Raw genomic sequence first — 21,316 nt, 5'->3', positions numbered from 1 at the left:
GGACATTGCCAGCTATAGCTTTATAGCGTTTTTCAAATGAACTGCGATCGCAGGGCACCCCACTGCGATCTGGATATTAACCTTCGCATGCAAATCACCACGATCCGAGCGTATACGCAATTGTCTGAAGCCGATCGCTGGCTGCAAACCTATCGCGGTCGCCAACCAGTCTTTGCTTGCGTGTTAGGGTTTACGGCAACTGGCTTAATTCCGGGGATCTCCGCTGCTGGGGCAACGCCGGAATCGCGGCGATATACGGCGATCGCCGATGCTGAGTTTCTAGCAACAGGTCAGAATATTCATTTCCCCCTGCCACCTTTAGTTTCTGGAGCTTCACCAGTTTTGATTTCGCGTGCAGTAGTAGCAGGGCAGAATTTACCTCTGTATATTTTCAATGCCGGGTTACTCGCACCGCCAACCGTAGAGCATATCGATCTAGATGGGAAGCCTGCGAATTGTTTAAGTACGGGACGGGCTTTACCTTTAGCTACAGTAATGCATCTCTGGCAGCAGGGTCTGATCTGGGGAGAGCAACTGGCACGACAGGGCGCATATGTAATTCTCAGTGAATGCGTTGTGGGAGGCACGACTACGGCTCTGGCCGTACTGACCGCATTGGGAATTAACGCTCAAGACAAGGTGAATAGCTCCCATCCTATTTGCAACCACGGTCAAAAGTGGGAATTAGTCCGACAGGGCATCCAAAATGCCAAGCTGGCAAAACCTGCAACCGCGTGGGAGATTGCGGCAGCGGTCGGCGATCCGATGCAAATTGTAGCGGCTGCGATCGCGATCGCAGCTAGTCGTCATGTCGGCGTGTTGCTGGCAGGTGGGACGCAAATGCTGGCGGTGTACGCCTTGGCGAGGGCTACTCGCAAGATCTGGAATCCAGAACGGATTGTGGTAGGTACGACGCGGTGGGTGGCGGAAGATCCCACCGGCGATACGGTGGGTTTGGCGGAAAATATTGGCGATGTGCCGCTCCTGGCTGCTCAACTCAGTTTCACCAATTCCTATTATCCACAGTTACGCGCCTACGAACAGGGATTCGTCAAAGAAGGGGTAGGAGCGGGGGGAGCGGCGATCGCCGCTTCTCTCTATCAAGGATGGACGCAAGCAGATTTGCTACAGCGCATTGAAGCACTGATGGCTGGACAATTAGGCATGAACCATTAGGAATTGACCGTTGCCGTTATATTCGCCATCGCAGGTGGCGAAATTAGTCCCCAACCACATCAAATAAAATCGCCAGATCCGGCGGAACTTGGCATAGTCCATGTTGTAGTTTAAATCTTTCACCGTAGATTGGTGTGCGTCAAAGTTCTGCAGCCAGGTAAAGAATGTTTTATGATAGTTGATTCCATTGAGATACCAGCGTTTAATTGTTTTGAGATCTTTATTATGGCTGGGTACGGCATCGAAATTCCAATAGCGTCCGTGAGGGAAAATATATTTGTGCGTGAACGGGCTGGAGATGTTGTTGGGAGTGCGCACGGTAATGATGTGGATAAACACCTTCCCGCCCGGCTTCAAGAACGAAGCTAGCTTTTGGAACGATTGCGTGAGATTTCCCACATGACAGAACACGCCAACGGAGAGAATTTTGTCGAATTTTGTATCGAAGCGAGCATCGTTTAAATCCATCTCCAATAGGGTAAATCTACCGGAACTGAGTTGGCTCTTGGGATCTTGCATCTTTTGCCGCATGTAGTTGCATTGATGGTGACTGAGATTCAATCCCGTAAACTGCACGTTGGGGAACTTAGACATGATGTAATTTGGCACGCAGCCCCAACCGCAGCCAAAATCGAGAATGCGATCGCCATCTTGAATATCGAGCTTCTCAATTAAGTCGTCGATCATCTGCATTTGGGATTGTTCGAGGTTCTCCGCTCCTTTTTCCCACAAGCCCATACTGTACTTGGGGTAAATAATGTCGCTATCACCGAGCATGACGTTTAGCATTTCCTGAGGCAAGTCATATTGGATGTCCATTAGATCTTTAGATCCTTCTGCCATATGCTCGGTCTCTTGTAAAACCCACTCGTAGGGGGCGAGTAGAGCTGGGAAGTGCTTAAAAAAGACGGGCATGCAGGTTTTAAATAGAGAGATTAATGCGGCATCCGGCACTTCCAATCCATTAATATAGGCTTCTGCTACTGCCATCTGTACGGCATTTACGGCTGAAACTGCCAAGCGCGTTGTTTTGTAGGCGAGAGGATTTTTTTGATTGATATCGCCCCAAAGGGGTAGATAGCGATCGATGGATGATGTTTGCGATGTAGCGATCATGGCGATCCTCCTGAGTTATTGATTTGTTGCGATCGAACCTCTGGTATTCCAACCTACTCACTAGAAAAGCATACTTATATTTGAAATTGTTAACTACCACAGAAAAATATACAATCCCAAGTCTGCGAGAATAATAAAATTCACACGCGATTCATACAAGTTCGTGAATGTCATGACTGCAGAGCACCCGATCCCACAGGCGGAATATGCCAAGAAATTGCGTCCCTTCCTACCTGCTGAGGCATTTCAACCCGACCCAAGCAAGCTGGCGATCCTATTGATTAACATCGCAATTTTGATTGTGGGTTGGGCGATCGCGACTTACCTGGATCGCATCCCTGTATACCTATGCTGGTTGTATTTACCCCTCTCGGTGGTAATGGGAAACAGCGTTATCGTATTGCTATTTAGTTCCCACGATCTGATGCATGGCAGTGTCGTTAAGAATTATTTCTGGCAGCGATCGATCTGCTTGCTGGGATTGAGCATGTTATGGATGCCACCGACACTTTGGCAGGCAGTTCACAATCGCGTACACCATAATAAGACCAACTCCCTCGCCGATCCCGATCGCAATTACCTCTACAGTCAGCCCAACACTTGGGGGAAATGGATTCAAAACCTGTTTGTGCCTTCCTTACTCGTAAATCCGGTTTGGCTGATCGCGGGCATGGCAACTGCATGGGGTATCTATGCCTTTCGCAATTTAACTGCAGTTCTGTTGTTCAATCAGGAATCCGTCGATTACGTGCCAGCCGCTTTTACGGTTCGCCCTAAAGAGAGAGCGGCGATCGCTGGGGAATTTCTCCTGATTTGTGCAATTCACCTTAGCATCTGGTTCTACTTGCAATTCGATGCGATCGAACTCCTGCTCGGGTACTTTTTGCCCATCGGGTTGGGCTATAGCGGCATCATTTTCTATGTCTATACAAATCACATGATTTGCCCGATGACAGAAGTTAACGATCCCCTCGCTAACAGCGTCTCCATTGGCGTGCCCAAATTTTTCGATCTCCTGCACCTGAATTTCTCGTATCACACCGAGCACCACATTTTTCCTGCCCTTAACTCTGACTACTACCCCATCGTGCAGGAACTGCTTAGAACTCACTATCCAGAGCGCTTCCATTACCTGAGTGCCAGCGAAGCTTGGCATCTATTAAGGCACACGCCCAGGCACTACCAGGATGCACGCACCTTTACCACTTGGTCTGGACAAATTTCCATGCCGTGCCCGCTGCAATAAAACCTGATGATGCGCCAGAAAGTACCGCACTTATACTAGACCTCTTGCAAATTAGCCAACTGAGGAGCCTTGAGAGCGTTCAAAATTGTAGAGACCAGCAATTAGATTGCAACGCAAACCAAAGCGGTGACGACGATTGCGATAGCGTCCAGATAAGATGCGGAAGATCTTCAAGCGGCGATTAACATGCTCAATGCCAACCCGTTGGCGCGCAAGTTGGCGGTTGAACGCTTTCTGCTCAGGCGTAAGCTGACCACCTTTCGGTTTCTTGTGGGGTAAGCGGCAGTAGAGATGCAGTTTCTGGATGCCTTGATAACCCTTGTCCTGCAAACTCTCGGTTTGAGGATGGAAATGGATGCCAGAAGCTTTGAACAGCTTGAAATCATGCCGTCGCCCCTTGCCGAAAAACGTACAGATAATCTGCCCAGTAAGAGCGTCAATTATGAGTTGACATTTGAGCGTGTGCCCTTTCTGTTTGCCGCTATAAAAGGCACGTTGGTGCCGCTTAGGACGCTCAATGCGAGTTTCAGTCACATCAACGATCGCGACTGTAGGTATCCCAAAGCCCCGCACCAACTGGCGCTTCCCAGGTAGTCGAAAGCGACGTGAGCGGATTAAAGTCTCCTCTACCCAATGCACTATTCGACAAACTGTAGACTCGCTGATGCCCCAACTAGTGGCGATGTGAAAGTAGGTGCGATATTCCCGCCAATACTCGAAGGCAACCAATATGCGGTCTTCTAGTCCGAGTTTAGGCTTGGCTCCAGGTGTTGGCGTTGCTCGCCACTCTGGTTTAAGCACTTTCACAATTGCTTTGAACGTATTAGTCTCGATACCAAATCGACGCTTAAAGTGTGCAGCAGGTAGGGTTTGCGCTATTATATAGTTCATCATCAGGACGCTTTTTCGTTATTGCTATGTCCTGATATTTTCCTATCTTGGGGTTCTTTGGCAACTCAACCTCAACCTAATCTGCAAGAGGTCTACTGATTTGGTAGTGAGGCAAAATAGTAATGTCCCTCTCCCAGGGCGGGAGAGGGATTTAGGGTGAGGGCAGTAGACTTTTGTCAGTCCACCAGGGTTAGTAGAGCGATCGCATTGACTTTGCGATCGAGCCTGCCGCCTGCTCTTGTTCCTGCGGATCTTCCAATTGCCGTGCTGTTGCATAGAGTCTTGTCTCCAGTTCCTCATAGGTCTGGCAGGTTTGAAATAGCTCCAGGAGCAGATCGTCGAGATCGTGACTGCTGAGATCTGCCCAGTCTCGATCTCTGGGGCTAAATTTATAGTGCAGCGAGGAGAAGATTAGTATTTTCGCCCGTAAAGGACTGACTTTATTAGCAATTTCGTACCTCAAATCGAACGGTTTGGCGATGTAGTCGAGTTTAGGAGGCTTCTCTGCAGGTCGTGTATCCCCATTTATCTGGACATCTTGTTCGAACTCCTCTTGATATGGGAGATTGGATTCTGCTTCATCGATCTCGTAACTATAACCATCACCAGCAGGGTAATTAAGATTATCAATACCTGGGAATTTGGGACTAAGATTGACCGCCGATGGTGTCGCTAGAGTTGAGGGGGCAAAGCGCTCTTCTTGCACTAGAAGAGGTAAGGGTTCAGGTGCGTCATTAGTCTTGAGGGCATACAACTGTCCTACCGTATCAACAATCATATCGGCTGCCAGTAAATATGCTCCCGGTTTTGATAGTTTTTTGACATGACTGTGCAACATCAGCTTGAGATTGTTCAGGCTTGGGATTACCGCTAATAGCTCTTGAATCAACTCCTTCAAGTCTATATTTTGCAGATCCTTAACATCGTTTACCCAATAGTCATGACACGTGAAGAGAATCAACCGTTTAACTCTCGTCACATTGTCGCTTTGCTCCAGTTCGTCTACTATTTCATCTAGTATTTCATCTAGAAAATTTGAGCCTGACATGACATTAGGGTAGGTTTAGGGTAGATCGGTTGGTTGCATAGAAGCTTTCATGCTATCTCGTCATCCTACCAAAATATGGCTGGCTGTTGTTGGCTATTTATCAGCTATGGCTCTTACCATCCGGCATCGTCGCGCCGGAGAGAATCGCACCCAACAGATTGGCTCCACTAATCTCAGCGCGGGTGAGTATGGCATTGCTGAGATCGGCTCTGCTCAGATTTGCCCTTGCTAAGTCCGCATCTACTAAACTTGCCTCCCTAAGATTAGCTTTAGTCAAATTAGCGCGACTGAGATTGACCCCACTGAGCACTGCCTGTTGCAGGCTTGCCAAGCTCAAGTCGCAGCCCCCCAAAGTAGCTTTAGACATATTGGCACCATTCAGGTTTACTTCGCTAAGAGTAGCTTGCTCCAGGTTTGCTCTGGCCAAATTTGCCTCCGCTAAATTTGAGCCAACCAGGTTTGCCTTAGCCAGATTTGCCTCACCCAGGTTTACACCGCGCATATCGGCACTGTTCAGGTTGGCTCCGCTGAGGTCTGCTTTGCTTAAGGTAGTGTCTCGCAGGCACGCACCGCTGAGATCGACACCACTCAGCGCTGCACCGCTGAGGTTAGCTCCGCTAAGGTCTGCCTTTTGCAGATTAGCTCCCCTTAAATTGGCACTGGCATAGCCGCGTTCATCGCGTAAGAGCGCCCCGCGCAGGATGGCACAACGCAGATTAGCCCCACTCAAGTTGGCACTACGCAGATCGGCCTCAGCCAGGTTAACATCCATCAAGTTTGCCAGAGACATATTCGCGCCAAATAAGTTAGCTCTTTGTAGAGAAGCGCCGTGCAGATCGGCATCGCTAAGGTTGGCGTTAGTCAGGTTTGCCTGATTGAGCATAGCACCGTTGAGCTTAATGCCAGTCAGGTTGGCATTAGTCAGATTGGCTTTAATCAGATAGGCAAGCATGAGATTGGCTCGCCGCAGATCTGCTTTGGTGAGATTGACCCCCAAAAGATCTGCTCCCAAAAGATCTGCCCCAACCAAATTGGTTTTGCTGAAATCTCTTTTCCCAGCGGCATAACTTTGTAAAAGCTCTAGTGAAACGCGATCGGTAAAACCTGAATTCATGGGCTACCACTTCCCTATTAGTTGCGGTTCGTTGCTTCCGTGACATCCTCCAGACACCGACCCTAGCGGGTACGGTGCTGGCTTCCCAAGATCGCTCTTGAGGTTTCCTGCTTCATCGGGGTTCCCAAGCAACCTTCCTCCACAGGCAGTATCACCGACTGTCCATCGGCTACAAATAGCAGTCCACGCTGCATTACCACTTGAGCAGCAGCAATATCTCGATCCGTTACATATCCACACTCGCCACAATGATGCACCCGTTCGCTTAGTTCCTTTTTCCCGGTATGCGTCCCACATTGGGGACAAGTCTGGCTTGTCCCATTGGGGTCAACTTTAGCGAAGTAAATACCCCGTTTCCAGGACACCCATTTCAGGATTTCCAGGAAACTTCCCCAAGCAGCATCCAGACAATGCTTTGCCAACATGCCGCGACTGCTCATCTTGAGGTTCAAATCCTCAGCAAAGATCGTCCCAGCAATGTCGCAGAGCGAGTGCGCCGTCAGGAAATGAAACTCACGACGAACGTTGTAAATGTGTTCATGCAATGCGCGAATCTTGGCGCTTATCTTCCGGTAATTCGCAGAACCCTTTTTCTTATTGCTCAATTTGCGTTGCAGCCATCGAAGCTTGCTTTGCAAATCCACGAAAAAGCGAGGGCGTTCTACCAATTTGCCGTTGCTCACTGCCAAGAACTTTTCCAATCCCAAATCAATGCCAATGGGTTCACCATGAGGCATTGGCTCAGGAACGGAAACATCGGCTTGCAGAATCAGTTGAGCATACCATCCCGATGACTTGAACACAACTCGAACTTGCTTGACCTCAAATCCTTCTGGAATTGGTCGATGCAGGTTGATGGGCATGGCTCCAACTTTCGGCAGTTTTATTTCAAATCCGTTGACTGGATTCGATTTGAACTGTGGAAACACAAACGAGCGATACTGACCAAACTTTTTGAATCGAGGAAATCCAAATCCTCTCTCCTGCATAAACTTGAACGACTTATCCAGTCGCTTCAAAGCGTCTTGCAAGACCTGAGAGTGAACTGCCTTGAGTTCTGGAATCTCCTCTTTTGCTTTGGTCAGTGCGTTTTGCTGTTTGTAGTAGTCGGGATAGGGTGTATCAGCAGGGATGATGTATTCCTGTCTGATACTGCAAGCGTTGACCGGACATTTACGCGAGTTGATCCAGTCTTTTCGCTCTGCTAGGGCGTAGTTGTAAACACGACGGCATTGCTCCAACCAGTCGAGCATCATTGCTTCTTGGTCAAGTCCTGGATAGATTCGGTAGCTGTAGGTCAAGTTCAACATGCTTACATTCTAACAGATTTACTTTTTCTGTTAGAACCGATAGATAGTTTGTCGATTTTCGGGGCATCGTAGACGCGAAGCGGCTTCTCGCAAAGTACCCCTCAATCGACGCGGGGAGTCCATGTATCCCGATGCTCAACTTTCAGGTAGAGCGCGGGACTTATCGCCCCCCCAATTAGTTAACCAGTGTACCCCCGAACTTTGTTTTTCTAATAGTTAAGCTGGTAGTCCTATGCTAGACACAAAAGGATAGCTGCTTCTCTAATTAAAAGGCAGCTATACAAACCAGATTGTAAAAATATTAACCCCCTTTTTGCCACCCCCTCCCCTTTAAGCATTCTTAACTCGGTGCAAAAGGTACTCCCGAAAAATTTTTCGGGGTTGCCGATCGCAAGAGTATAACCTAGACCAAATATAAAGAAATATATCTTTTTGATCGCAAATTTGCTAGGTTATCTCTACCCAATAAGTCGCAAGATTCGATCTACTTCTCCGTACTGCGCATCCGAGACATAAATGCAGTATGGGCTAGGTTTTCTGTATTACATCCTGTTGAGATCGCGTTCTCGTAGCAGTGTCTGCATGAGATGTGGGCTTCCCATGTGGCGATACGCATTGCGATCGCCAGACACTTCCGCATGAGATAGATAACTTTTCCCAACCAATATTCCATTCAGATAGAATTCACAAACAACTATGTGGCAAGAAGAAATCGGTGCTGCGTCCATTTCCACTGAGTCAGGTTTTTCGGAAGCCTCAACTCCAGTTCCACCAACGCCTTACCCCCTGTAACATTTGGTAACATTCGCTTTGGCGCGACGACAGGACAGTTATCGATTCAAGTCGATGCGGGAGACAACACCGTGCGACAGTGGATGAGAGATGATGGCTATCTCCAGATCGATATCGACGGACAGGTGAAATCTAGCGATCCGCTCTCTGCCTTCTTCGATGCGCGGCTGCGCGGCGCTACCCGCGACACGATATCGCGGATCGACTTTGATGGCGGCGATGGACGCGATACGCTGATCCTGGGGAATCAGGATGTCATCATCGCTTGCAGATTGCTACCGATGATGACATCCTGATTAACGGTAATCTTAGCAGTAGCGATCGCATTGATGTCGCGGCTGCAAATATCACCAGCCGGGGTTCGCTCTCTGGCAGTGGGATTACGCTCAACAGCAGCGGTGCTTTGAAGTTGGAGTCTGGGGCTATTACAGCGCAGGACAGCGATAAGGGAGGCACGATTCATTTACTGGGCGAGCAAGTTGACTTGAGTGGAGTCAAGATTGATGCCTCTGGCACCAATGGTGGCGGTACGGTCTTGATTGGTGGCGATTATCAGGGCAAAGGTAGCGTTTCCAACGCCCAACGCACGTTTGTGAGTCGCGATACGGTAATCAATGCCAATGCTCTGCAAGGTGGGAATGGCGGCAGGGTAATCGTTTGGGCAGACGACACCACCAGATTCTCTGGCAAGATTAACGCCCGTGGTGGTAGCGTGTTTGGCGATGGTGGATTTGCCGAGGTATCGGGCAAGCAAAACCTGGGGTTTGATGGCATCACAGATTTGACAGCGGCGCAGGGCAAAACTGGCACCCTGCTGCTCGATCCCACCGATATTATCGTTAGGCCTGGCGAGACCGAATATGGCGAACCCACCACGTACATCAACGCCCAGGCTTTAATCGAGCAAGGTGCCTCCACCTCGCTATTTGCCACGAGAGGCCTGACAATCGCGGTTGGGTTAGACTTCGGCGATCGCCGTGGTTCGCTTAGTTTTATGGCAGGGAACGACTTTAGCAGTGGGTATATTCGCACCAATGGTGGGAGCTTGAATATCAATGCCAACAAGATTACGACAGGTGACATCGACACTGCGGCTGAGAATACGGCTGGCAGCATTACCATGACTGCCGACGATACTATTGTGACGGGCAGTGTGCCCGCTCATTCGGAGAACTCTACGGCTGGCAACGTAATGCTCAATGCCGGGAATAACATCACCGTAGGCGGGGAACTTTATGCGTTTACTAACGGCTCTGCAATTAGTACCACCAAGGCAGGGAATATTTCTCTAGCCAGCCAGTTGGGTGACATTGCCATCAGTAGATTTACCACGGCGGCAGCCAAGGGAGGGCTTGGTGGTAGGATTACGCTCAATGCTAACTATGGCAGCATCAGTACAGGTGGTGTGGTTTCCTATTCAGAGTCAAATTCGGCGGGTGATATCAACTTGTATGCTGAAGGCAATATTGATATTGGCGGATGGATGTATGCGTTTTCTGGGGCTGATGGCTATTTAGGTGATGGTGGTGATATCACACTCACGAGCGTATTAGGTGGGATTAATGTGGGGGGCTATCTTACCGCAGCTTCGGAAAATGGCATTGGCGGCAATATTACGTTGGCATCAAAGGATGATATCACCACCCAAGGGATTGGTACCTATGCCAATTCCAGCAGTCCTAACAAGAATGCTGGCAATATTGCTTTACTAACAACATCGGGGAATATCACGACGGATGGCTATGTTAGTGCGGCGGCGGGAGGTGGCAACGGTGGTGCGATCGAGTTAAATGCGGTCAGATATGGCAGTATGTTTAACAACGACAAAATTACAACTCAGGGCATCACCACTACTTCGCAGGGTGGTAATGGTGGTGCAGTCAAACTGTTAGCTTCTAGTGATATTTCTACGGGTGGGATTACTTCTTTTTCGGAGTCAAAGTCGGCTGGAGATGTGAGTCTGACTACTACAAAGGGCGATGTGACAGTTGGGGATGTGTTGTATGCTTTTGGTGGTACTAATGGTGATGGTGGTGATGTCACTCTGAAGACCTCGGCAGGTGATATAGGTGTGAGCGGGTTTCTGACTACTGCTACAACGAATGGCAAAGGCGGTAGTATTTTGCTGGATGCGGCTGATGGCGGTGTTATCGATAGTGGCAAAGTCACAACCAAGGGAGTGGTGTCGTATTCGGAGGAGAGCAATGGTGGCAACATCACGGTGAAGGGTGATGGGGATGTGGTGCTGGATGGGAGGGTGACTAGTCAGGCGGTGCGACCTGGTCTCAGTGGCGATATTTCGATTACTAGTAATGCCCAAAATATTACAGTCAATGGGGCTGTGCGGTCTGATAGCTCTCTTGGCACGGGTGGGGATATTGCGATCGATGCTGGCAAGTTTGTCAAAGTCACTGGTTCTGAGAATATCGATGGCGTTGACTTTAGTATTTACACAGACTCAGTTGATACTACTGAGCCGCAAGGTGCATCTATAAAAATCACAAATAGTCGCCGAATCACCTCCAGTCCAAGTGAATTTATTATTGGTAATGCAAATATAAATGGAACTTCTAGTGGAGTGTCAGATGGATTTGCCACCTTTGAGAGACTGATCAGAATTTTGTGTAAGCGGTCTAGAATCACAAAAACCAAGGAGACCGCAACATGTTAAGAGGCAAACAAGCAACTAATCGTACAGATGAACTACTAGACGAGTTGGTGTCAGAGTGCCATAGCCCCGAGGACATTCTAGGAGAATCGGGCTTACTGAAGCAACTGAGTCAACGACTAATCGAGCGAGCGCTCACGGGAGAGCTGAGCCATCACCTCAAATCAAGCACGCCTAAGGGAGAGGAAGCGGTAGAAGACGAAGTTGTGCGACGCAACAGCCGCAATGGCTACTCGCAGAAGACGGTGCAGTCGCAACAGGGCGAAATGGAGTTGTCGATACCGCGAGACCGTAACGGCGAGTTTGACCCCGTGCTGGTACCGAAACACCAAAGGCGAATAGCAGGACTCGATGAGAAAATCCTGGCTATGTATGCACGGGGATTAAGCACCCGAGACATTAGTGCTCAACTCGAAGAACTCTATGGTGCCAAGATCTCCGCCGCACTCATCAGTGAGGTCACTGATGCAGTTAGCGACGAGGTCAAGGCTTGGCAGTGCCGTCCCCTGGAACCTGTATATCCCATCATTTACCTCGATGCCCTCTACGTGAATATCAAGGTGTCGGGTCGGGTGAGCAAGCGAGCGGTCTATGTCGTCTTGGGTATTACGGTTGAGGGCAACAAAGAATTGCTTGGGCTGTGGATTGGGGAGGTGGAATCCGAAGGCGCTAAGTTCTGGCTCAAGGTGCTGACTGACCTCAAAAACCGTGGGGTCAAGGACATTCTGATTGCCTGTTGCGATGGCTTAGTGGGATTCCCCCAGGCGATTGAGGCTGTTTTCCCGCAAACCCAGGTGCAACTATGTATTGTGCATCTGATCCGCAACTGTTTGCGTCATGTGCCCTGGAAAGACGCTAAAGCTGTTGTGGCTGACCTCAAGCCCATTTATCATGCTGCCACTTTGGCAGAAGCCGAAGCTGCGCTTGAGGCTTTTGCCGCCAAGTGGGATCGCCTATACCCCGCGATTAGCCAAATCTGGCTGCGCCATTGGCAGAACATTATCCCCATCTTTGACTATCCCATGGACATCCGCAAAGTCATCTACACTACCAATGCCATTGAATCCCTCAATCGCTCCCTGCGCAAGGTGATTAAAACCAAGGCTGTCTTCCCCGATGAGGAATCTGTCTTCAAGCTCATGTTCTTGGCCATGCATAACATTGCCAAGCGTTGGACTCGCCCCCTTAAAGATTGGAAGGCAGCGTTGTCATATTTTGCTATCCTATTCCCAGGACGTTTAAATTACTGACCTTATTTCTCGCTTACACAAAAATCTGAGCACTCTCCCTTTGATGCGAGCAGTGGAATTCATGCCTTTGTTGCTGACTGTGATTGGAATAATATTCAAATCAGAATGCCCTTTATTATTGCAGGTAATGGCTCCCAGTCTGTAACGGATAAGGTGATTAGTGATATGCTCCCGTTCCTACCAGGTCTTTCAACAGGATCGCCATTTGCCCAAGTAAGCCTAGCTCTTAGTCTATCTCCTCAAGTTACATTACAACAGCTTCTTCAAATTGCTCCTGAGACTAATTCACAGTTAGCCAGTCAGTTACTTCCATATCTAAATGTTGTTATGGCTGTCTACACTATCAATACAGGTATTAGGAAGTCTCACTTCTTTGCTCAGCTAATTCAGGAAGCAGATTCATTTAATACGACTGAGGAATACGCTGATGGTTCTGAATACGAAGGAAGATTAGATCTTGGCAACACTGAACCAGGAGATGGCAAGCGATTTAAGGGTAGAGGATTAATCCAGATTACTGGAAGAGACGTTTACACTTTACTTAGGCTTAGGAAAAACTCTTACTATTGATCCCTTCCCAAAGCAAGTTGCGACTAATCCGGCTTTAGCAACCCTTAGTGCTGGATATTTTTGGAAAATCTTTAAAGGTCAAGATCTCAGTTTAATAGCAGATCAAGATGTTGGGATAAATAGCGAAAAGATATTGCGAGACATTACTCTAATAGTAAATGGTGATGTTACAGAGGGGCCTCGCACTTACTTGAGTAGAAGACGTGTATATTTAGCAAATGCAAAGCAATTCTTAATCAACTAGATCCTTATGCCTAATCAAAACATGCTCGATAATCTCTGCTTAAAAGCTTTTGTCACCATTCTTTTTACTGTACCTTTTATACTCAAAGGAGCAAGTGAGGGGTGTGAGATTTCCAAAAGAAATCAAGAGGTTCCTGCGTCACAGAAAAGCTTTGTGGAATTACAAAAAGAGAAATTAAAAGACTATTTACCCAGCGCCGAAAAGAAATTAGAGATATGGTCGTTTGTTTTCTCAAATCGAGAAAGATTTAAGATTTGCAATTACACAGGTTCTTTCTTCGATAGGGAATTCAAAAAGAATAAAGATAGACAACTCAACATATTTCGCGTGGGGGAAAATAAATTTTTTGTTGAAGTACTTTGTTTTTGGGCAAGTTATCAAGGTAATTTTGAATTTTTTATCTATGAAAAGTCCAACCAGAAAGTTAGTTTGAGACCTTTGCCCCTAAAAGAAGTTATAATAGAAGATGGCGGTTTATTGAAAGAAGTGTCCAAAAAATCAGTAGCTGGGCTTCCCACATTCAACCCAAAAAATAGAACCTTTAGGATGTTTTCTAGGGCTGGAGGAAGCGATTGTGGAAGCCACTTAGCAGAGTATAAATATGAAGATAACAAACTCAATCTCCTAGTTTTTAAAGTTAATTTACCGTGTGCTCGGCGTAACCCAGAGGAGTATCCTATCATTTATCCCAGAAAATCTAGCTAGGAGTGGCCAAGTAGGGTGCGTTAGCGACAGCGTAAGGCACCAATATAGATTGATGGATAGGTGGTAGTGGTGGTGCGATCCCGCTAAACACTATCAGATACGGTAGTATATGAAGTGAACTCCAAGATTACAATGCAGTGGATCGGTTCTACTTGGCTCTACTGGTTTCAACTCTAGTTCTGGTGAGGTAATTGTGAAGGGGACTAAGGATGTGGCGATCACGAATGTGCAGACTGTTTTCTATGCGGGTGATGGTGGGGCGATAACTGTTGAAAGTGCTGATGGCAATATTGAGTCTGGCTGGTTGCGCTCTGATAGCTCGCTTGGAACGGGTGGGGATATTGCGAGATGCTGGCAAGTTTGTCAAAATCACTGGCTCGAAGAATAAAGAATCAGGGTTTTTGGGGTTTTGTCAGTGAGTCAGATCAACAGCCCCTGCTCTTGAACTAGAAAGCACCGCCTCGCGATCTCGATCGCCAGCGGAAATCTCTAATGACATCCCTTCTTTGGCCATCACTGCATTTGGAAACCTCTCTTTGGCCTGCTCTCCAATGGCATCCAACATATCATCGTCATGACAGGGATCGTGGTGAAAGATCGCTAGTTTTTTCACGTTTGCTGCTTCTGCCACTTTAACTGCTTCTTGCCATGTGGAATGCCCCCAACCAATTTTAGGCGATTTCTCCGACCAGTACTCGTCATCGGTGTAGGTACAGTCAAGGATAAGCACGTCCGCATTGCGCGCCAGGTAAACGAGATTGGGATCGAGGCGATCGGGAAAATGTTCTGTATCTGTGGCATAGACTGCCACTTGCGATCCCCAACTTACCCGATAACCAGTTGCTTCCCCAGGATGATTTAACGCTCCAGGTTCTACTATTACACCATTCCCAAGTTCTATAGGCTCGCCGAGCTTCACATTATGAAATTGCATCGATGCTGCCATTACCCTTAGGGGCACAGGAAAGTTAGGATGCAGCATTTGTCCCTCTAGAATTTCCTGAATGGTTGCTCCGCTAGGCGTTTGCCGACCGTAAATATTAAATTTATTACCTTGAATAAATGCCGGTGTGAAAAAGGGAAACCCTTGAATGTGATCCCAATGGGTGTGGGTAAAGAAAATATCGCTTTCCACAGGTACATATCGCATCAGATCGTGCCCTAACGACCTCATGCCCGTACCACCATCAAAAATTAAACGCTTGCCGTGACAGCGCATCTCCACGCAAGGAGTATTGCCACCATAACGGACAGTACTAATGCCAGGTGTAGCTATGCTACCCCTCACCCCCCAAAAATGTATTGAAAATTGGCTGTCAATTATGGACATGGGTGCGCTTAGATTGTGGTTATTCACAGAACAAAGTGGCGATCGCACAGCCCTAGCTGCATATTTCTGGGAGTCGAAAGAGCAAATTAAGGCAACATAAATAGCGGAGTCTGGTTAATTTTAGTGGTTAATAGTTACTTTAATTACTTTAAAAAATTTGAAAATAATATTTTACAATCCGACTTGCATCTCTAAATTTTAATGGATTTATGTTGGCGATCGTGCCAGTCTGCGGGACTAAATCTTGAATAATTTCAGGTTGCTCAATGCCGATCGCAAATTATCGACAAATGCCGCTAAATGCAGTGATCTCGATCGCAAATTAGACAATTTCCAGGTGATTCTGTCCGAGACGGATCGCTTTTGTCTCGACCCCATGTATTAGGGCTATAGATGCAAGATAGGGCTTATGGCATCATAGGTCAAGATAGACCAAGTAACTTCAATTATCGTGACTACAACCCCATCAACTTCTTCTGCTTTAACTTCCACCACACTCAGTATCCAGGGCATGAAATGTGCGGGCTGCGTTGCCTTGGTGGAAAAGCGCCTGTTAGCCTGCCCAGGTGTTAGTGCAGCAACAGTTAATCTGCTGACAGAAAAAGCTACTGTCGTTCACGATGCTGAAGTCGAGCGCTCCGCATTCGTAACGAGCATGACTGAAGCGATCGCCTCGGCAGGTTTTGTGGCCCAGCTACAGGAACGCAGGCAGATAAAGCTGCAAGAAGTTGCTGACGACAAGCAAAATCGAGCGGCGCTGGATATATTTTTGGCTTTAGCTCTGATCGGTCTGGCGGTATTGGGGCATTTGGGGCCGATGGGCATAATTAAACTGCCCGTACTCAGTAACATGTACGCCCATGCCGCGATCGCCACGCTCGCTTTATTAATCCCCGGTCGTCAGATCTGGTGGGATGGTCTGAAGGGCTTTTGGTATCGCGCGCCCAATATGAACTCTCTGGTGGGTATGGGGACGTTGGCCGCCTACACTGCCAGTATGACGGCACTTTTAATGCCAAAGTTAGGTTGGCATTGTTTTTTTGAAGAGCCAGTAATGTTATTGGGCTTTGTCCTATTGGGGCGATCGCTAGAGCAACGGGCGCGCAGGCGGGCAGCAGAAGCAATTAGTAGTTTGATGCAGTTACAGCCACCTACTGCCAGATTGTTAGTCGGTCGTGCCGAGCCTCCCATACAGGCATCGGTGGCGGTAGAAGATTTACAAATTGGCGATCGCATTCTCGTGTTACCGGGCGAAAAGATTCCCATCGATGGCAAAGTCATTGCGGGCAACTCCAGCGTTGACGAAGCCATGTTGACGGGTGAATCATTGCCCGCAGTCAAGCAGGAAGGCGCGCGGGTAACGGGGGCAACCCTGAATCTCACCGGTGCAATTACAGTAGAGGTGATGCAAACTGCAGAACAAACAACCCTGGCCAGAATTATCTCGTTGGTCGAAGAGGCGCAAGCCAGCAAAGCTCCGATCCAATATTTAGCCGATCGAGTGGCAGGCTATTTTGCCTATACGGTGATGGCGATCGCCTCGCTGACATTTCTCTTCTGGTGGGTGCTGGGCGAGCGCGAATTGGTATTTAGCCTCAAAAATGCGATTTCGGTGTTGGTGATTGCCTGTCCCTGCGCGCTTGGTCTGGCAACGCCCAGTGCCATTATGGTTGGTACGGGGATGGGGGCAGAACGAGGCATTTTAATCAAAGGCGGTGCCAGTCTGGAAAAAGTGCATAACCTGACGGCGGTTATGTTTGATAAAACTGGTACGCTGACAGAGGGCAAGCCCAGAGTCACCGATATCGTTCCCGCGCTCGACTCACATGCATCCGAGCGCTCCGCTCGGAGTCTGGAGTTGCTGAAATGGGCTGCAAGCTCCGAAGCTTGCGCTAACCACGTCCTCGGTGCAGCAATTGTGGCTGAGGCCGAGCAGCACGACCTAGTTCTGGAAATGGCGAAGGATTGCCAACTCATCAGTGGTGGTGGCGTGAAGGCAGAATTTTGCGATCGCAGGATCTGGGTTGGCAATCAGACCTGGCTGCAAAGCGAGGGTGTCAATATAGATAACTCCTGGCAGGAACGAGCAAACAATTTGGCAGATGATGGGAAGACCCCAGTATTTGTCGCGCAAGTCTTTGGCTCCGAACAGAATCCACAATTACCGGAACTGCTTGGCGCGATCGCCATCCGGGATACGCTCAAACCCGAAGCCATCTCAGTGGTCAAAACTTTGCAAGATATGGGCTTGCAGGTATGGATGCTCACTGGCGATCGCCATGCCGCCGCCAGAGCGATCGCGGCTCAGGCTAACCTACCTTTAGAGCGGGTAATTGCTGATGTCAAGCCCGATGGTAAAGCTGCTGCCATCAGGCAATTACAGTCGCAGGGTCAACGGGTAGCAATGGTGGGCGATGGAGTTAACGACGCGCCCGCTCTGGCATGTGCGGAAGTAGGAATAGCCCTTAGTTCGGGGACGGATGTGGCGATCTCCACTGCCGATATTGTCTTGATGCGCCAGGATATTACCGATGTCGTAAATGCGATCGCTCTCAGCCGTGCCACCTTTAGCAAAATCCGTCAGAATCTTTTCTGGGCATTTGCCTACAACACGATCGGTATTCCCATTGCCGCAGGCATTCTCTATCCTCAGTTTGGTATTCTCATGAATCCAATGATGGCAGGGATGGCAATGGCGTTTAGCTCTGTGAGCGTTGTCGTCAGTTCTCTTTCTCTCCGTTGGCTCTCCCGAAAAGCATATTCCTAGTGTTCTATAAGGACGGCTATTTAATGCTTTTACGATCCACTAATTCCCCATCTTTCCAGATGCCTTCATCTCGCCTACCATCTTGATAAATCAGCACTCCTTTGCCATTGAGGTTATCATTGCTAAATTCTCCTTCGTAGCGAATGCCTGAAGCATATGCAATTTTTCCGCGACCGCTAAATTTATTATCGCTAAATTCTCCTTCGTAGCGATCGCCGTTCTTATAGTTGCAAAACCCCCGTCCGTTAAGTGCTCCATTCCGAAAATTCCCCTCACAGCTATAGGTTTTTGCAATTATCTTACCCTTACCATTTGGCCTCCCATTTACCAATTCTCCCTCATATGTAGTTCCACCAGGCATAGCCATCTTCCCTTTCTTAACTTTTGGAGGAGCTACAGGCACTGTGACTTTGGTAGGGATGGGCGATACGGGTTTAGTTGTTTCAACCTCTGAGCGATTTGGTGTAGATAGTTGAGAAAAGCTCAAGCTCACAAGCACGGCAGCAATTACCGCGCCTATCCCTCCAATTCCCAACATTAATCGTTTCGATCCTAGAGAGGATAAATAGTAGCCGAATTTGTCCTGCGCTATAGCGACAATCGAAGATCTTGGCAACTCAGAAGTCTCGGTTGGATGAGCGATCGCGGTGGGAGTATCGATTAAGTGGGTAGGCAACGGCGCTGAACCTGGAGATATAGATGTGGGAATATTGCTGAGTATAACGGTTTCCGAGGTAACGATCTCTGAGGAATCTCCATTGTCTGCCATGGTAAGAACGTCAGATGTGGAGAGGTCGTCAGCAGAAAGATTGCGAGTCAGTTCGGTGTCCGCATCCAGTACCGTTAACGGCGGATCGACCGTATTAATGGCGGCACTAACTCGATCGCCAGTGCGATGTGGTGTCGCTATTGCCGCCGCCGCGAGCAGTGCTTGCAGTGCTTCGGAAGCAGAGCGGTAGCGCTGGCTAAAGTGGGGTTCGATCATCTTATCTAAAACACTCGCCAGACTATCGCTGACATTGGTGCGATCGCGCCAGATAATTGCACCTGTCTCGGAGTCTTCCGGTAGTTTGCTGGGCGCTACACCTGTCAGTGCCTCAACCCCAATCATGCCCACAGCATAAACGTCACTGCATAGTTTGGGTTTGCCGTTCGCTTGCTCGTCGGGCATATAGCCAGATGAGCCAACCACCACAGTGATACTCGTCTGGCCTTGAGCATCGACCGTTAAGGTGCTGGCCTCTTTAACTGCGCCAAAATCAATCAGGACAATTTTGCCATCGCGGTAGCGGCGCATCAAATTCGGTGGCTTAATATCCCGATGGATTACGCCATGCTGATGGACGACTGACAGCACGCCCAAGATGCTAAATAGTAGATTAAAAACCTCTGGTTCGGTCAAACACCGATCTTGCTTAAATTCTGTGGCGAGATTATGACCGTGAACGTACTCCTGGACTAAGTAAAATTCTCCATCCTCCTCAAAATGGGCGTATAGCTTGGGAATCTGGTCGTGTTCTTGTCCGAGTCTATAGAGAACGTTAGCTTCGCGATCGAATAAACCTTTAGCGATCGGTAAGGTCGATGGGTTGGGATGCCTGGGTTTGAAATGCTTGACAACGCACTTGGGTTTACCTGGTAAATCTTCATCTTCTGCTAAATAAGTGACACCAAAGCCACCGCTGCCAAGCTGTCGAGTAATCCGATAACGATTGCGGAGTATTGTGCCAACTATCACAAAAAGCTTGTCTTGACTTTATAGGCGAATATAAGTTATTTTGCCATACTTGCCATTTGCTTGAAGACTCTATTAGGTAGCTAAATATCCAAGCAAGCGCATGCATTTGCGAACTAAATTTACGAAGTTGCGTCATAGTAGCCAGCAGGATCGTGCATCTGTGGGAAAATGCAAACCAGGGTGGTTATTAAAACATTCTTCTGGTTTTCCCGCATTTAGCATGGCTAAATTTTGCAGCGTACATAATTAGCGTTGAAACGACGCATTTCCCTTAACTGAGACTGTGAGTTTTTATCATGCCCAGAGACATCCTTAAAAAACACAAGTACTTGCTAAACCTAGGCTTGGCAACTTTTGTACTTGATTGTCTGCTAGTTCTTGCTACAGCTTCGTTGGCAAATGCCGTCCCGACTGAAGTTCCAAAGCCAAGGGTACCGGCACCCCAGCCACCTGCTGCTGTTCCAGTTCCCGTCAATAGGATACCGGAGCCAGAACTAGCTGCCGTTCAGTCCCCTCGTGCCCAATCTACCAGTGTAAGTAACCAAAGTTACGATCCCCTACCCGTGTACGAGCCAGGCCCACCACCGCAAACCGTTGTAGAAACACGCCCTCGACCGCCCCTACCCAGTGGTGTGGTGAGTTGCGATGAAGAAGGTCATATCAGAGCGATTCGCCGGATTAGGTATGGTGAAGTCGTACACTGCGTCCTGGGTGACAACAGCTTTCGCAGCAGTGGCAGACCAATGCACATCTATCAATTTCAGGGCAAAGCTAATCAGCCAATTGTCGCTAAGTTGATCGGTGGCAAGCCAGGTGACTGGCAACTAAGCCCCTATCTGATCGTGCTAGATCCAGAGCGTCAGGTAATCGCCGCTGATGATAACGCCACTAGACAGAGAGTGGCGCAGGTGAATATCAAATTGCCTGAAACTGGCATCTACACGATCTTGGCAAGCAATGGCGATACCAAACAGACCGGACGTTACAGTGTGGTGGTCGAGAGAGACTCTAATCTTTACAGTGTCGATCGCATAGAAGAACTGGACGCTCGTAGTTCCAGGCTCATTCAGGATAATAGCCCCTACAATATTTCCGAGTTTCAGGGGGAGCAGGATCGCCTCGTTACGGTCAGGGTCAGCAGTTCTAGCTTCTTCCCAGTCATTTTTTTGCTCGACTCTGACGATCGCGTTCTCGCTAGCAATGACAACTCCATCGGCGATCGCAATGCTGCATTGGAGTACCGCCTACCGAAAAGCGGCACCTATAAGGTTCTGGTCAATTCATTAAGACCTGGCGATCGCGGCAATTATCGACTAACGATTAGCTCTTCTTCGCGCTTGCGTTAAACTAC

Annotated in this window: 18 protein-coding genes and 1 pseudogene; 11 read left to right on the top strand and 8 right to left on the bottom strand. The window is 48.4% G+C overall.

Annotation, left to right across the window (positions count from 1 at the left end; genetic code table 11):
• The first annotated feature begins 87 nt into the window (after nucleotides 1–87).
• Nucleotides 88–1,176: a nicotinate mononucleotide-dependent phosphoribosyltransferase CobT gene (cobT, locus tag PSE6802_RS0103880; RefSeq protein WP_036945407.1), complete on the top strand. Its 1,089-nt coding sequence runs from the start codon at nucleotides 88–90 to the stop codon at nucleotides 1,174–1,176.
• On the opposite strand, the gene PSE6802_RS0103875 is transcribed toward cobT, so the two are convergent.
• Nucleotides 1,159–2,292: an SAM-dependent methyltransferase gene (locus PSE6802_RS0103875; RefSeq protein WP_019498751.1), complete on the bottom strand. Its 1,134-nt coding sequence runs from the start codon at nucleotides 2,290–2,292 to the stop codon at nucleotides 1,159–1,161. The two genes, cobT and PSE6802_RS0103875, sit on opposite strands and share 18 nt — an antisense overlap.
• 172 nt (nucleotides 2,293–2,464) lie before the next feature.
• Between PSE6802_RS0103875 and PSE6802_RS0103870 the strand changes: the two genes are divergently transcribed.
• On the top strand, nucleotides 2,465–3,538 hold the full coding sequence (locus PSE6802_RS0103870) for a fatty acid desaturase family protein (RefSeq protein ID WP_019498750.1): 1,074 nt from the start codon (nucleotides 2,465–2,467) through the stop codon (nucleotides 3,536–3,538).
• A 51-nt stretch (nucleotides 3,539–3,589) separates the two neighbouring features.
• Here the strand turns inward: PSE6802_RS0103870 and PSE6802_RS0103865 are convergent, their stop codons facing one another.
• The 5 genes from PSE6802_RS0103865 to PSE6802_RS33115 all read right to left on the bottom strand — a co-directional run bounded on the left by PSE6802_RS0103865 (nucleotide 3,590) and on the right by PSE6802_RS33115 (nucleotide 8,574).
• Entirely contained in the window at nucleotides 3,590–4,429 is an 840-nt protein-coding gene (locus PSE6802_RS0103865; RefSeq protein WP_019498088.1) for an IS5 family transposase, read from the bottom strand.
• Nucleotides 4,430–4,619: 190 nt separating this feature from the next.
• Entirely contained in the window at nucleotides 4,620–5,477 is an 858-nt protein-coding gene (locus PSE6802_RS0103860; protein ID WP_019498749.1) for a hypothetical protein, read from the bottom strand.
• A gap of 100 nt (nucleotides 5,478–5,577) precedes the next feature.
• Nucleotides 5,578–6,591 (bottom strand): pentapeptide repeat-containing protein, encoded by a 1,014-nt coding sequence (locus tag PSE6802_RS0103855; RefSeq protein ID WP_019498748.1) that lies wholly within the window; start codon nucleotides 6,589–6,591, stop codon nucleotides 5,578–5,580.
• Between the two features lie 62 nt (nucleotides 6,592–6,653).
• Nucleotides 6,654–7,901 carry an RNA-guided endonuclease InsQ/TnpB family protein gene (locus tag PSE6802_RS0103850; RefSeq protein WP_019498747.1) on the bottom strand — a complete coding sequence of 416 codons (1,248 nt, stop codon included), beginning with the start codon at nucleotides 7,899–7,901 and terminating at the stop codon, nucleotides 6,654–6,656.
• Nucleotides 7,902–8,385: 484 nt separating this feature from the next.
• A complete protein-coding gene (locus tag PSE6802_RS33115; protein WP_156815399.1) occupies nucleotides 8,386–8,574 on the bottom strand; it encodes a hypothetical protein in 189 nt (62 codons plus the stop codon).
• 190 nt (nucleotides 8,575–8,764) lie between these two features.
• On the opposite strand from PSE6802_RS33115, the gene PSE6802_RS0103845 reads away from it, so the two are divergent.
• The 6 genes and pseudogenes from PSE6802_RS0103845 (at nucleotide 8,765) to PSE6802_RS0103820 (ending at nucleotide 14,518) form a co-directional block, all read left to right on the top strand.
• A complete protein-coding gene (locus PSE6802_RS0103845) occupies nucleotides 8,765–8,989 on the top strand; it encodes a hypothetical protein (protein ID WP_156815398.1) in 225 nt (74 codons plus the stop codon).
• Nucleotides 8,959–11,364, top strand: a complete 2,406-nt coding sequence (locus tag PSE6802_RS0103840) for a beta strand repeat-containing protein (protein ID WP_019498745.1) — start codon at nucleotides 8,959–8,961, stop codon at nucleotides 11,362–11,364. The genes PSE6802_RS0103845 and PSE6802_RS0103840 overlap by 31 nt, the downstream gene beginning before the upstream one ends.
• Nucleotides 11,358–12,611, top strand: coding sequence for an IS256 family transposase (locus tag PSE6802_RS0103835; RefSeq protein WP_019498360.1), 1,254 nt, complete (start codon nucleotides 11,358–11,360; stop codon nucleotides 12,609–12,611). The genes PSE6802_RS0103840 and PSE6802_RS0103835 overlap by 7 nt, the downstream gene beginning before the upstream one ends.
• A 396-nt stretch (nucleotides 12,612–13,007) precedes the next feature.
• Nucleotides 13,008–13,148, top strand: a pseudogene (locus PSE6802_RS36080) (glycoside hydrolase family 19 protein); the annotation flags it as partial.
• A 283-nt stretch (nucleotides 13,149–13,431) separates the two neighbouring features.
• Nucleotides 13,432–14,130 carry a hypothetical protein gene (locus PSE6802_RS0103825; RefSeq protein WP_019498743.1) on the top strand — a complete coding sequence of 233 codons (699 nt, stop codon included), beginning with the start codon at nucleotides 13,432–13,434 and terminating at the stop codon, nucleotides 14,128–14,130.
• Between the two features lie 193 nt (nucleotides 14,131–14,323).
• Nucleotides 14,324–14,518 (top strand): hypothetical protein, encoded by a 195-nt coding sequence (locus tag PSE6802_RS0103820; protein WP_019498742.1) that lies wholly within the window; start codon nucleotides 14,324–14,326, stop codon nucleotides 14,516–14,518.
• Nucleotides 14,519–14,542: 24 nt separating this feature from the next.
• Here PSE6802_RS0103820 and PSE6802_RS27625 read toward each other — a convergent pair whose 3' ends face one another.
• Entirely contained in the window at nucleotides 14,543–15,460 is a 918-nt protein-coding gene (locus PSE6802_RS27625) for an MBL fold metallo-hydrolase (RefSeq protein WP_051050549.1), read from the bottom strand.
• Nucleotides 15,461–15,704: 244 nt separating this feature from the next.
• On the opposite strand from PSE6802_RS27625, the gene PSE6802_RS33110 reads away from it, so the two are divergent.
• Together PSE6802_RS33110 and PSE6802_RS0103805 are read left to right on the top strand one after the other, a co-directional pair.
• On the top strand, nucleotides 15,705–15,845 hold the full coding sequence (locus tag PSE6802_RS33110) for a hypothetical protein (protein ID WP_156815397.1): 141 nt from the start codon (nucleotides 15,705–15,707) through the stop codon (nucleotides 15,843–15,845).
• A gap of 66 nt (nucleotides 15,846–15,911) precedes the next feature.
• Nucleotides 15,912–18,227: a heavy metal translocating P-type ATPase gene (locus tag PSE6802_RS0103805; protein WP_225902638.1), complete on the top strand. Its 2,316-nt coding sequence runs from the start codon at nucleotides 15,912–15,914 to the stop codon at nucleotides 18,225–18,227.
• Between the two features lie 16 nt (nucleotides 18,228–18,243).
• Here PSE6802_RS0103805 and PSE6802_RS30745 read toward each other — a convergent pair whose 3' ends face one another.
• Nucleotides 18,244–19,965, bottom strand: a complete 1,722-nt coding sequence (locus PSE6802_RS30745) for a protein kinase domain-containing protein (protein ID WP_019498737.1) — start codon at nucleotides 19,963–19,965, stop codon at nucleotides 18,244–18,246.
• Nucleotides 19,966–20,261: 296 nt separating this feature from the next.
• Between PSE6802_RS30745 and PSE6802_RS0103795 the strand changes: the two genes are divergently transcribed.
• Nucleotides 20,262–21,311, top strand: coding sequence for a PPC domain-containing protein (locus PSE6802_RS0103795; protein ID WP_019498736.1), 1,050 nt, complete (start codon nucleotides 20,262–20,264; stop codon nucleotides 21,309–21,311).
• Nucleotides 21,312–21,316 lie beyond the last annotated feature (5 nt).

The organism is Pseudanabaena sp. PCC 6802, assembly GCF_000332175.1.
Taxonomy (GTDB): domain Bacteria; phylum Cyanobacteriota; class Cyanobacteriia; order Pseudanabaenales; family Pseudanabaenaceae; genus PCC-6802.
The sequence above is the reverse complement of the archived record's forward strand: the minus strand, read 5'-3'. Positions and strand labels throughout refer to the sequence as shown.

Coding starts and splice junctions, on each gene's coding strand:
- cobT (WP_036945407.1), top strand. CDS start 88: ATGCAAATCACCACGATCCGAGCGTATACGCAATTGTCTGAAGCCGAT.
- PSE6802_RS0103875 (WP_019498751.1), bottom strand. CDS start 2,292: ATGATCGCTACATCGCAAACATCATCCATCGATCGCTATCTACCCCTT.
- PSE6802_RS0103870 (WP_019498750.1), top strand. CDS start 2,465: ATGACTGCAGAGCACCCGATCCCACAGGCGGAATATGCCAAGAAATTG.
- PSE6802_RS0103865 (WP_019498088.1), bottom strand. CDS start 4,429: ATGAACTATATAATAGCGCAAACCCTACCTGCTGCACACTTTAAGCGT.
- PSE6802_RS0103860 (WP_019498749.1), bottom strand. CDS start 5,477: ATGTCAGGCTCAAATTTTCTAGATGAAATACTAGATGAAATAGTAGAC.
- PSE6802_RS0103855 (WP_019498748.1), bottom strand. CDS start 6,591: ATGAATTCAGGTTTTACCGATCGCGTTTCACTAGAGCTTTTACAAAGT.
- PSE6802_RS0103850 (WP_019498747.1), bottom strand. CDS start 7,901: ATGTTGAACTTGACCTACAGCTACCGAATCTATCCAGGACTTGACCAA.
- PSE6802_RS33115 (WP_156815399.1), bottom strand. CDS start 8,574: ATGGAATATTGGTTGGGAAAAGTTATCTATCTCATGCGGAAGTGTCTG.
- PSE6802_RS0103835 (WP_019498360.1), top strand. CDS start 11,358: ATGTTAAGAGGCAAACAAGCAACTAATCGTACAGATGAACTACTAGAC.
- PSE6802_RS0103825 (WP_019498743.1), top strand. CDS start 13,432: ATGCCTAATCAAAACATGCTCGATAATCTCTGCTTAAAAGCTTTTGTC.
- PSE6802_RS27625 (WP_051050549.1), bottom strand. CDS start 15,460: ATGTCCATAATTGACAGCCAATTTTCAATACATTTTTGGGGGGTGAGG.
- PSE6802_RS0103795 (WP_019498736.1), top strand. CDS start 20,262: ATGCCCAGAGACATCCTTAAAAAACACAAGTACTTGCTAAACCTAGGC.